The 11,806-nt window shown below is 69.5% G+C and carries 10 protein-coding genes; 8 read left to right on the top strand and 2 right to left on the bottom strand.

Annotation, left to right across the window (positions count from 1 at the left end):
- The first annotated feature begins 149 nt into the window (after positions 1–149).
- From NH8B_RS01050 to NH8B_RS01035, 4 genes are all read left to right on the top strand, one after another.
- Positions 150–581, top strand: a complete 432-nt coding sequence (locus tag NH8B_RS01050) for a DUF721 domain-containing protein (RefSeq protein ID WP_014085660.1) — start codon at positions 150–152, stop codon at positions 579–581.
- Between the two features lie 115 nt (positions 582–696).
- Entirely contained in the window at positions 697–2,328 is a 1,632-nt protein-coding gene (locus NH8B_RS01045; protein WP_014085659.1) for a methyl-accepting chemotaxis protein, read from the top strand.
- A 345-nt stretch (positions 2,329–2,673) separates the two neighbouring features.
- The gene (locus NH8B_RS01040; protein ID WP_014085658.1) at positions 2,674–3,957 is read left to right on the top strand and encodes a DUF3422 family protein; all 1,284 of its coding nucleotides are present in this window, start codon (positions 2,674–2,676) and stop codon (positions 3,955–3,957) included.
- 187 nt (positions 3,958–4,144) lie between these two features.
- Complete coding sequence (locus tag NH8B_RS01035) at positions 4,145–4,558, top strand: SiaC family regulatory phosphoprotein (protein WP_148282923.1); 414 nt, start codon at positions 4,145–4,147, stop codon at positions 4,556–4,558.
- Between the two features lie 70 nt (positions 4,559–4,628).
- Here NH8B_RS01035 and NH8B_RS01030 read toward each other — a convergent pair whose 3' ends face one another.
- Positions 4,629–6,584 (bottom strand): propionate--CoA ligase, encoded by a 1,956-nt coding sequence (locus tag NH8B_RS01030; RefSeq protein WP_255345179.1) that lies wholly within the window; start codon positions 6,582–6,584, stop codon positions 4,629–4,631.
- Positions 6,585–6,763: 179 nt separating this feature from the next.
- Here NH8B_RS01030 and NH8B_RS01025 point away from each other — a divergent pair, with 179 nt between their 5' ends.
- Entirely contained in the window at positions 6,764–8,023 is a 1,260-nt protein-coding gene (locus NH8B_RS01025; protein WP_014085655.1) for a glutamate-5-semialdehyde dehydrogenase, read from the top strand.
- Between the two features lie 77 nt (positions 8,024–8,100).
- On the opposite strand, the gene NH8B_RS01020 is transcribed toward NH8B_RS01025, so the two are convergent.
- A complete protein-coding gene (locus NH8B_RS01020) occupies positions 8,101–8,913 on the bottom strand; it encodes a phytanoyl-CoA dioxygenase family protein (protein WP_014085654.1) in 813 nt (270 codons plus the stop codon).
- Between the two features lie 106 nt (positions 8,914–9,019).
- Between NH8B_RS01020 and NH8B_RS01015 the strand changes: the two genes are divergently transcribed.
- The 3 genes from NH8B_RS01015 (at position 9,020) to NH8B_RS01005 (ending at position 11,799) form a co-directional block, all read left to right on the top strand.
- On the top strand, positions 9,020–9,907 hold the full coding sequence (locus tag NH8B_RS01015; RefSeq protein WP_014085653.1) for a LysR family transcriptional regulator: 888 nt from the start codon (positions 9,020–9,022) through the stop codon (positions 9,905–9,907).
- 92 nt (positions 9,908–9,999) lie between these two features.
- Complete coding sequence (locus NH8B_RS01010) at positions 10,000–11,001, top strand: MBL fold metallo-hydrolase (protein WP_014085652.1); 1,002 nt, start codon at positions 10,000–10,002, stop codon at positions 10,999–11,001.
- Positions 11,002–11,202: 201 nt separating this feature from the next.
- A complete protein-coding gene (locus NH8B_RS01005) occupies positions 11,203–11,799 on the top strand; it encodes a Maf family protein (RefSeq protein WP_014085651.1) in 597 nt (198 codons plus the stop codon).
- Positions 11,800–11,806: the final 7 nt, after the last annotated feature.

The raw sequence follows: 11,806 nt of genomic DNA, 5'->3' as shown, positions 1-11,806 counted from the left end.
AAGCGGGCCGGAAAAATGGGGAAAAGTGTAGCACAAGCACTGACCACGTAATGGGGGCAAAGTTGTGGCGCGTCAAGGGAACCCCGGAAAAACCGGTCGCACGCGCCGCGAATCGCCCATCATGGCGGCAATCGGCTAGAATTCGCGCCATGAGCAGTCTTTCTTTCCGCGACATCGCCCGCCAGGACAGCCGCCTGTCGCGCCTGGCCAGCGAGGCCAAGGCGCTGATGGCGCTGGACACGGCCTTTCGCCGCCTGCTGCCGGCGCCCCTCTCCGACTACTGCCGCGCGGTGCGCATCCGCGACGGCGAGCTGGTGGTGTACGCCGACAACGGCGTGGTGGCGGCGCGGCTGAAGATGATCGGCCCGGGCCTGCTGCCGGCGCTGACCGACCGCGGCTACCCGGCGAGCAAGATCCGTGTCAAGGTCGACATCCGCTTCAAGCCGCCGGTCAAGCCGCCCAAGATGCTGGCGATCAGCCCGGCGGCGCTGGAGCGCATCGAGGAAGCCGCCGCCAGCGTCAGCAACCCGCTGGTGAGCGCGGCGCTGTCACGACTGCTGGCGCACCACCGCCGCGGCTGAGTCCTTCCGCCGCACTCCCGCCGACCAGACCGCCCCCTTGACCTGCGTCAACCGGCGCAGCGCCCGCGCATGCCAGAATCATTTTCTTTGTTTGCTTCAGGCTCTCTTCAAGAAAATGAACCATCTCCGTATCGGCCAGCGGCTGGCACTCGGCTTCGGCGGCATGACCCTGCTGGTGGCGCTGCTGCTGGCGGTCCAGCTCACCGGCCTTAGCCGGCTGCGCGATCATCTCGACGAGGTGGCGCTCGACCACAACCGCACCGTCGAGCTGACCACCCGCCTTACCTACAACCTGCAAAGCCAGCGCACCGTCTACCGCGACGCCGTGATGTTTCCGGATGAGCCCAGCAAGCGTCAGGCCGTCGCCAAGATGGCCACGGCGCGCCGCGACTACGACGCCACGCTGCACGAACTGGAGCAGCACTGGCAGCGCTACCCCCCCGGCGCCGCGGAGCGGGCGCTGCTGGAGCAGGCGGCCCGCCAGCGCCGCCAGGCCGAACCGGTGATCGACCGCATGATGCAGCTCGGGCTCGCCAACGACGTGCCCGGCGCCATCGCGGTGATGAACGCGCAGCTGATCCCCGCCGTACGCCCCTGGCGCGAGGCGCTGGAAGCACTGATCGCCACGGAACAGGCCAGGACGCGCGCCGCGCTGGACGACGCCGCGCGGGCCTACGCCCAGGCCAAATGGATCGGCCTTGGCGCCGGCGGCGGCATCATCCTGCTGAGCCTGCTGGCCGGCTGGCTGATCACCCGCGGCATCACGGTGCCGATGCGGCGCATGGTCGGCGCGGTACGCGCCATCGCCGGCGGCGACCTCAGTGTCACGCTGCCGCCCGCAGGACGCGACGAGACCGGCCAGGTGCTGGGCGCCATGCAGCAGATGAGCGGCAACCTCGCCAGCAGCGTGGCGACGGTGCAACACAGCGCTGGCGAACTGGAGCGGCTGGCCGAGACGCTGGCGCAGATGTCGGCGCAACTCCTGGGCGCGGCGCGCGAGCAATCGCGGGCCTCGTCCGAATCGGCCGGTTCCATCGAGGAGCTGTCGGTCAGCGTGGCTTCGGTGGCCGACGTCAGCGACGCCATGCACCAGGCGGCGGACCATGCGCTGGCGAGCAGCCGCCAGGGCACGGCGCAGCTCGCCACCCTGGTGGACGAGGTGGGGCGGGTGGAAGCGGTGGTGGGCCGCACCGCCGAGCTGGTCGGCGCCTTCCTCGCCAAGAGCCGCGACATCGCCGGCATGACCAGCGAGGTGCGCGACATCGCCGACCAGACCAACCTCTTGGCGCTCAACGCCGCGATCGAGGCGGCGCGCGCCGGCGAGCAGGGGCGCGGCTTCGCCGTGGTGGCCGACGAGGTGCGCAAGCTGGCGGAAAAGTCGGCGGCTTCGGCCAACGAGATCGACCGCGTCACGCTGCTGCTCGACAGCCAGTCGCACACCCTGGAAGCGTCCATCGCCGAAGGCCTGGCGGCGCTGACGAGCAGCCGCCGCTACGTCGAGAGCGTGGGCGACGGCCTCAAGCGCAACGAGACTGCGGCGCAAGCCTCGCGCGACCAGGCGCAGGGCATCGCCAGCGCGATGCAGCAACAGCACGTCGCCAGCCGCGACATCGCCGGCAGCATGGAGTGCGTGGCCGGTGCCGCCGAGCAGAGCGCGGCGGTGGCGGAAAACCTCGCCGGCGGCGTCACGCAGCTGGTCGAACTGGCGCACCAGCTCGGCCACAGCGTACGGCGCTTCCGCGTCTGAACGCCCCCCGGCCCCGCCGGGGCGTCAAGGTGGAGGTCCACTGAATCCAACAGCCCCGCAGGCGATGCTTGCTGGGCTGTTTCCTTTACGACGCGGAGGATTATCAGGCCCCTCTCGCATGCCTCGGCCTAGACAGGCGCAGTTCGGACTGGCCATCAGATCGGCAGGGCGGCGTGGGCGGCGCTTTCGTGCCCCTGCGGTACGCGCCACCCCGACACCCGGCCGCGACGGCGGAGTAATACGGAAGTGGTGGACAGCCGGGCGCGCGCTTGAGGTATGCTGTACGGCAAGCGGTTTTAAACATGCGCCACGCATCTTTAAAACCGTTTGCCTATTGGACCCACCATGCTCACCCTCACCCCGCACCCGCTGCGCCGCGTGCTCAACGACGAGGCGCACGCCCGCCCGTACGCCTCGATTCCGTCGCCGGCACGGCTGACCTCGCTGACCCTGTACTACGACTACGACGACGCCAGCCAGCGCGAGGCACTGGCCGAGCTGGCCCAGCTGCTGGCCCTGCCGGCCCCGCTCGGCCACGCCGCGCACTACACCGCGAATGCCGGCGACCTGACGGTACGCTGGTCGCTGCACGCCGAGTTCGCGCGCTACACCTTCATCCTCTCCGGCGATTTTTCCGAGCCCTTCGACCGCACCGCGCTCGACCGCCTGCCCTCGAGCTGGCTCGACCGCCTGCCCGGCACGGTGCTGGTGGCGCTGCACGCGGTGCTGCTCAAGGGCGCGTCGGCCAGCACTCCGGACGAGATCGCGGCGCGCTGGTTCGGCGGCGGCGAGCTGATCGGTTCGCGCATCGGCGACGGCAACGGCATCGCCTACACCGACCTGCAGCTGCACCCCGACCCGCGCCTGCCGGAGGGCTTCTCGCGCTACGTGGTGCTGGACGAGGAGATGGGACCGAACCAGTCCGGGCGCATGCTGCAGCGCCTGTTCGAGATCGAGACCTACCGCATGCTGGCGCTGTTGGCGCTACCCATCGCCAAGGAGCAGATGCGCGAGCTCGACCGGCTCGACGTGGTGCTGCGCTCGCTGACCGAGCGCATGGGCAAGCCGGACAGCGGCGACGCCCAGCTGCTCACCGAGCTGGAAGACCTCTCCACGCGCGCCGAACAGCTGATCTCGGAGAGCCAGTACCGCATTTCCGCCACGCGCGCCTACTACTCGCTGGTGGAGCGCCGCATCGGCGAGCTGCGCGAGAGCCGCCTGCCCGGCATGCAGCCGTTTCACGAATTCATGGAACGGCGCATGGCGCCGGCGATGAGCACCTGCGACACCGTGGTGAAGCGCCAGGACCGCCTCACCGACCGCCTGCAGCGCAGCACCGCGCTGCTGCGCACCCGCGTCGAGGTGCTGCACGAGGAACAGAACCGCGCCTTGCTGGCCAGCATGGACCGCCGCGCCGCGATGCAGCTGCGCCTGCAAGAGACGGTGGAAGGGCTGTCGGTGGGGGTGCTGACCTATTACATCGTGAGCCTGCTGTCCTACCTGCTCAAGGCCGTCAAGGCCGCCGGCGTGCACCTCAACACCGAACTCGCCACCGGCATCGCCATCCCGATCGTGGCGGCGGCGGTGTGGTACGGCGTGCGCAAGGTGCGCGACGGGCTGGGGCACTGAGACGCCGCTGGCGCCACGAAGCCTGTCCTGATGTCAGCGGCGGAGCAGCCCTCGCTGCGTCGCCCGCCGTCCACCGAAGTTGGCCGAAGCCTTCGGCCAACCTGGCCCGGCCCCGGCCGCCGTCATCGTGCTGCAACAGCGGCACTCTACACTCGCCGGCTTCACCACCCTGCCGCGAGACCGTCCGATGCTGTCACCCGCCCTGCCCGTCGCCCGTCCCGACTTCTACCTGGCCCCCGGCGCCGCCACGCCGGAAGTGGATTTCCGCTTCCACAGCGGCCGCCTGCTGCTGCGCGGGGTGAGCTGCCCGGAGGACGCCGCCGCCTTCTACGACCGGCTGTTCCGGCCGCTGACCCCGTACCTGGCCGGCCTCGACCACGGCGAGGTGGCCCTGACGCTGGCGCTGACTCGGCTCGACGCCGACAGCGCCAACCAACTCTTGACCCTAGCCGACCTGCTCAACAACGCCCAGGCCAAGGGCAGCCGCGTACACTGCCACGTGTTTCACGACGAGGACGACGCCCGGCTGCAGGCGTTCCACCGCGTGCTGGCGCACGAGTTTCCCGGCCTGCTGGCCGCGCCGCTGGCGCAGGTAGCGTAAGCATAAAAAACGGCCGTCGGCCCGGAGGCAGACGGCCCAGTGGTGACGCACACGCCACCCTCGAAAGGGCTCAGGCTCTGGTAATGGCCTGACGCACTTGTTCCAGACTCGCCGGATCGTCCAGCGTGGTGAGATCGCCCGGATCGCGCCCTTCGGCAATGGCCTGGATCGAACGGCGCAGCACCTTGCCGGAGCGGGTCTTGGGCAACTGGTTGACGAAGAACACCCGCGCCGGGTTGGCGATCGCGCCCAGTTCGTGCGCGACGCGGGCGATCACTTCCTTCTCCAGCGCGGCGCGGCGCACCGGATCGGCCAGCATGCTCGGGTCGCGCACCACGGCGAAGGCCTGCGGCACCTGCCCCTTGAGCGCGTCGGCCACCCCCACCACCGCCACCTCGGCGATGGCGCCGTGGCCGGAAACCGCCTCCTCGATCTCGCGCGTGCCGAGACGGTGACCGGCGACGTTGATCACGTCGTCGGTGCGGCCGAGGATGGTGATGTAACCGTCGGCGTCGCGCACGCCCCAGTCGAACGAGGAATACAGCAGCCGATCGGCGAAGCCGCCGAAGTAGGTGTTGAGGAAGCGCTCGTCCTGCCCCCACACCGTGCTCAGGCAGCCCGGCGGCAGCGGCGGCACGATGGCGATCACGCCCTTCTCGCCGACCCCGACCTCCTCGCCGCTGGCCTCGTCGACCAGCTTGAGGTTGTAGCCGTACACCGGCAGGCCGGGGCTGCCGACCTTGACCGGCTGCGGCGCCACGCCGTTGCACACGGTGAGCATCGGCCAGCCGGTCTCGGTCTGCCAGTAGTTGTCGATCACCGGCACCTTGAGCTCGCCGGCGATCCAGTTGGCGGTCGGCTCGTCCAGCGGCTCGCCGGCGAGGAACAGCGCCTTGAGGCTGGAGAGGTCGTGGCGGTGCAGGTAGGCCGGATCCTGCTTCTTCAGCACGCGGATCGCGGTCGGCGCCGAGAACATCACCGAGACGCGGTACTTTTCCACGAGCTGCCACCACACCGCCGGGTCCGGGTTGGTCGGCAGACCCTCGTACACCAGCGTCGCCATGCCGGCGATGAGCGGGCCGTAGACGATGTAGGAATGCCCCACCACCCAACCGATGTCCGAGGTGGAAAAGAAGGTCTCGCCGGCCGCGCCGCCGTAGATGTAATCCATGCTCGCCGCCAGCGCCACGGCGTAGCCGCCGGTGTCGCGCTCGACCCCCTTGGGTTTGCCGGTGGTGCCGGAGGTATAGAGGATGTAGCTGGGATGGCTCGATTCCACCCAGGTCACCTCGGCGCGGTCGTCCAGGTGCCGGGCGCGCAGCGTGGCGTAGTCGAGGTCGCGCCCCGGCTTCATCATCGGCGCTTCGGCCAGGCCGCGGTTGACCAGGATCACCTTGCCCGGCGCCGCCGCCCCGGCCAGCTCCAGCGCCTCGTCCACCAGCGGCTTGTAGGCGATCACCTTGCCGCCGCGCAGCCCGGCGTCGGCGGTCACCATCACCTTGGGCTGGGCGTCCTCGATGCGCGCCGCCAGGCTGGCGGAGGCGAAGCCGCCGAACACCACCGAATGCACCGCCCCCAGCCGCACCGTGGCCAGCATGGCGAACACCGCCTCGGCGATCATCGGCATGTAGATCAGCACGCGGTCGCCCTTGCCCACCCCCTGCGCCTGCAGGATGGCGGCAAAGCGCGCCACTTCCTGTTGCAGTTCGGCAAAGCTGTAAACCCGTTCCTCCCCGGTCTCGCTCGAGACGTAGATCAAGGCCGCCTGATCGCCCCGCCCGGCCACGTGCCGGTCCACCGCGTTGTGACAGAGGTTGGTCTCGCCGCCGACGAACCAGCGCCGAAACGGCGGCTTGTCGTAGGCCAGCACCTTGTCGTAGGGACGGTGCCAGTCGATGCGAGCCGCCTCGCGCCCCCAGAAAACCTCGGGCTGATCAATGGACTGGCGATGAAAATCGCGGTATGCGGTCATGCGGTCTCTCCTCCGTGCCGGCGTCTGGCGCGCCGTTGTGCGTAATGACGACAATTCAACCAAGCGGTTGCTCGAATCCCACCTTACCCCACACTCGCAGCAGGGTCAAACGATTCCGCAAGGCGCTGTTTTTCCGCCGCAACAGCCGCCCTCGCCCCTGCCGCACTGGCACGGCCTTGCCGCTTTGCGGTAATCTCGACGCATTCCCATCAAGATTTCGCAGGACCCCGAACATGGACGTCAAGGACTACATGCAGCGCGTCGGCCGCGCCGCCCGCGCCGCCAGCCGCGCCATCGCCCGCGCCGACACCCTCCAGAAAAACCAGGCCTTGCTGGCCATGGCCGACGCCGTCGAGCGCGACAGCGAGCAGCTCATCGCCGCCAACATGCTCGATCTGGAAGCCGCGCGCCAGAACGGCCTGGAAGAAGCCTTCATCGACCGCCTGACGCTGTCGGACAAGACCATCCACGGCATCGCCGAGGGCCTGCGCCAGATCGCCGCGCTGCCCGACCCGGTGGGCGAGATGGACGACTTCACTTATCGTCCGTCCGGCATCCAGCTGGGCAAGATGCGCGTGCCGCTCGGCGTCATCGGCATCATCTACGAGGCCCGCCCCAACGTCACCGCCGACGCCGCCGGGCTGTGCCTGAAATCGGGCAACGCCACCATCCTGCGCGGCGGCTCGGAAGCCTTCCACAGCAACCAGGCCATCGCCCGCTGCGTGCACGAAGGGCTGCGCCTGGCCGGCCTGCCGGCCGAGGCGGTACAGGTGATCGAAACCACCGACCGCGCCGCGGTGGGCGAGCTCATCACCATGCCCGAGTACGTCGACGTGATCGTGCCGCGCGGCGGCAAGGGGCTGATCGCGCGCATCAGCCAGGACGCGCGCGTGCCGGTGATCAAGCACCTGGACGGCAACTGCCACGTCTACGTCGACGACACCGCCAACCCGGACAAGGCCGTGGCCATCGTGGTCAACGCCAAGACCCAGCGCTACGCGCCGTGCAACACCATGGAAACGCTGCTGGTGCACGAGGCGTCCGCCGAATTCATGCTGCCGAAGCTGGCCGCCCCGCTGTGGGAAAAAGGCGTGGAGCTGCGCGGCTGCGAACGCACCCGCATCATCCTCGGCGACCAGGTGGTGCCGGCGACCGAGGACGACTGGTACGCCGAATACTCGGCGCCGATCCTGGCGGTGAAGGTGGTGAAGGACCTCGACGAGGCGATCCAGCACATCAACGATTACGGCAGCCACCACACCGACGCCATCGTCAGCGAGGACTACAGCCGCACCCGCCGCTTCCTGCGCGAGGTGGACTCGGCCAGCGTCATGGTCAACGCCAGCACGCGCTTCGCCGACGGCTTCGAGTACGGCCTGGGCGCCGAGATCGGCATCTCCACCGACAAGATCCACGCGCGCGGCCCGGTCGGCCTGCACGGCCTGACCAGCCAGAAGTGGGTGGTGCTGGGCGACGGCCAGGTGCGCAGCTGAGGCTTGGCTGATACGGCAATGAAAAAAGCGGGCTGCGGCCCGCTTTTTTTGTTGGCGACGACAGCGCCATGGTCAGGTCAGGCCGTGCCGTCGGCCGACCACACCACCGGGAACCAGTCCTCGCGCAGGCTCTCCCCGTCTTGCTGGTTGATGCCGGGGAACGGCGGCGAGGTGCGACCGGGGCGCGCGACGTAGCGCACGTCGTCGCCAAGGAAGCGCGCCGAGAAGGCGCGGCGGCGGTTGCCGCCCGGGTTGCCGGCGGCGCCGTGCACGGTATGGAAGTCGAACAGCACCGCGTCGCCCGGTTCCAGTTCCGGCGCCAGCAGGGTGTAGCTGCCGTCCTCGACGTCGGGCATTTCCATGAAGTCGTCGGCGCCGGCGAAGAAGTTCTCGTTGGTGGCCCAGCGCTTGGGGCGCACCAGCTTGGGCCAGCGGTGCGAGCCCAGCACCACGCGCAGCGTGTTGTCGCGCGTCACCGGGTCGAGCGGAATCCAGTAGCTGGCGGTCTGCCGGCCGCTGACGCAGTAATAGGGGATGTCCTGGTGCCAGGGCGTGGGCTTGGCGGTGCCGGGCTCCTTGACCAGGATGTGCTCGTGGAAGATCTGCACCCGCTGCGCGCCCATCAGCCGCCCCGCCAGCGCGGCCGCCGGCGAATGGCGGATGAAGCGCGCAAACGGTTCGATGCGCTGCCAGTTGCAGTAATCCTCGTAGAAACGCCCGGTTTCGCCCGGCCGAACGTTCTCGATGGCGTACGGGCCGGGCGCGGCCAGCACCTGCTCGAAACCGTCGAGCAACGGTTCGACCCAGTCGCGGAACGCCCCGCGCAGCACGATCGCGCCATCGCGCTGGAACGCCTCGATCTGATCCTGTCCTACTGTCGTCGCCGGCATCGGTCTCTCCTCGGGTGGTGGTGGGTAAGACGGCTTCTGGCGACAGTATCGCGGGGCGCTTATGATAATAAAAATATATATTTCCTATTTTTCATTATTGAAAAACATGATCGACTTCTCGTTGCGTCAGCTCGAATACTTCGTCGCCACCGCCGAGCACGGCGGCGTCAGTGCCGCGGCGCGCGCGCGTCACGTGTCGCAACCCTCGGTGTCGCTCGCCATCGCCCAGCTCGAGGCCGCGCTCGGCACCGCGCTGTTCCGCCGTCAGGCCAGCCGCGGCGTCGAGCTGACACCGGCCGGGCTGCGCGTGCTGGGCCAGGCGCGCGACATCCTGGCGCTGGCGGCAGGCCTCGGCAGCGGCGAGGAACCGGGCGAACTGCGCGGCCAGCTGTCGCTGATCTGTTTCCAGGATCTGGGGCCCTATTTCGCCCCGCGCCTGCTGGCGGGGTTTCGCGCACACCACCCGCAGGTCGCGGTGACGCTGCTGGAGGGCGACCTGGCGACGGTGCAGCGCGCGCTACGCGCCGGCAAGGCCGAGCTGGCGCTGACCTACGAACTCGCCACCGACGCGCAGATGGAATGCCGCACGCTGGCGGAACTGGCGCCCTACGCGCTGCTGCCGGGCGACCATCCTCTGGCGGCGCAGCCCGCCGTGTCGCTGGCCGAGCTGGCCGCGCAGCCGCTGGTGCTGGAGGATATTCCGCACACCCGCGACTACCTGCTGTCGCTGTTCTGGAACCTGGGGCTGACGCCGCGCATCGCGCAGACGGTGCAGAGCTTCGAAATGCAGCGCGGCCTGGTGGCGCACGGCGCCGGCGTGGCGCTGTCGTGCACGCGCCCGGCCGGCGACCTGAGCTACGACGGCACGCCCATCGCCTGCCGCCCGCTGCGCGACGATCCACCGCCGCAGCGCGTGGTGCTGGCGCGCCCGGCGACAGCACACCCCTCCCCGGTGGTCGACGCCTTCCTGCGCTGGGCCATCACCCGGGAATGACGGTCCGCCCGCACGGCCGGCCCGCCGCGCGGGCACCGCATGGCCTCCGCTTGATGCTAAAGTGATAGTTCATTGTCATTACGGAGCCTGTCATGCCCACGACGTCGCCTCGCCTCGCCCGCCGCCTGCTGTCCTGCCTCGCGCTCGCCGGCGCCAGCCTGCTGCCGCTGGCGCCGGGCCTTGCCCACGCCGCGCCGCCGCCCCAACTGAAGGCCCAGGTGCCGGGCTACTACCGCATGGCGCTGGGCGAGTTCCAGGTGACCGCGCTCTACGACGGCTACGTCGACCTCGACCAGAAGCTGCTGAAGAATGCCCGCGCCAGGGACGTGCAGAGCCTGCTGGCGCGCATGTTCATCGACACCACGCGCGGCGTGCAGACCGCGGTCAACGGCTACCTGGTGCACACCGGCACGCGCCTGGTGCTGGTCGATACCGGTTCGGCACGCTGCTTCGGCCCGACCCTGGGCAACCTGATCAACAACCTGCGCGCCGCCGGCTACGAACCGGCCGACATCGACGCCGTGCTGCTGACCCACCTGCACCCGGACCATGCCTGCGGCCTGGTGACGGCCGAGGGCAAGGCGGCGTTCCCCAACGCCGACGTCTACGTGGCACGGGCCGAAGCGCGCTACTGGCTCGACGAGGCCAGCGCGGCCAAGGCGACCCCGGACAGCCAGCCCTTCTTCAAGATGGCGCGCGAGTCGGTCGCCCCCTACCTGGCCGCCAACCGGCTCAAGATCTACGGCAAAGGCGAGACGCTGCTGCCGGGCGTCACCACCGTGCCGACGCCGGGCCACACGCCGGGACACAGCGGCTACCTGTTCAGCTCCAAGGGGCAGAGCCTGCTGCTGTGGGGCGACATCGTGCACAGCTACGCCACGCAGTTCGCCCGCCCCGACATCGCGATCGAGTTCGACGTCGACCGCCAGCAGGCGGTGGCGACGCGCAAGAAGCTGCTCGCCGACGCCGCACGCGACAAGTTGTGGGTGGGTGGCGCCCACCTGCCGTTCCCGGGGCTGGGGCACGTGCGCGCCGAGCGCAGCCGCTACGCCTGGGTGCCGGTCGAGTACGGCCCGCTGCGCAGCGACCGCTGATCACCATGTTGTATCTCCCCGAGCCCGGCCCTCATGGACCGGGCTTTTTCCTTGCGGCGCGGGTCGTCGCGAGGACAGGGGGCCGCGCCGGGTCCCGCTCCCTCAGGGTTGGCCGAAGTCCCCCATGCTGCCGATAGTACGGAGAGAGGGCCTCTGGTACCCTTGCAGGCAGTCCAAGAATAAAACCCTGACGGCAACCCCATGAGCACCAACGACACCCTGATCTACCTGGCCTCGGCCAGTCCGCGCCGGCGCGAGCTGCTGCAGCAGCTCGGCGTGCGCACCGAACGCATCCACGCCGAAATCGACGAGGCGGTCCTGCCCGGCGAAAACGCAGTGGCCTACACCGAGCGCCTGGCGCGCGACAAGGCCGCCGCCGGCTGGCACCTGGTGGAAAGCTGCGGCCTGCCGTCGCGTCCGCTCTTGGCCGCCGACACCACGGTGGTGCTGGACGGCGAGATCTTCGGCAAGCCGGCCAACGCCGCCGACGCGCGCCGCATGCTCGAGGCCTTCTCCGGCCGCAGCCACCAGGTAGTGACCTCGGTGGCGGTGCGCGAGGGCGAGCGCACCCTGCTCAAGACCTCGGTCACCGACGTCGCCTTCCGCCCGCTCACCGCACTCGACATCACGCGCTACATCGACACCGGCGAGCCGTTCGACAAGGCCGGCGCCTACGGCATCCAGGGCCGCGCCGCGGTGTTCATCGAGCGCATCGAGGGCAGCTACACCGGCGTGGTCGGGCTGCCGGTGTTCGAGACTGCCGCGCTGTTGTCCGAATTCGGCCTGGTCTTCCCCTAAGGAGCGT

This window comes from Pseudogulbenkiania sp. NH8B, from assembly GCF_000283535.1.
GTDB classification, from domain to species: Bacteria; Pseudomonadota; Gammaproteobacteria; order Burkholderiales; family Chromobacteriaceae; genus Pseudogulbenkiania; species Pseudogulbenkiania ferrooxidans.
This window is presented reverse-complemented; position numbering and strand designations above follow the sequence as displayed.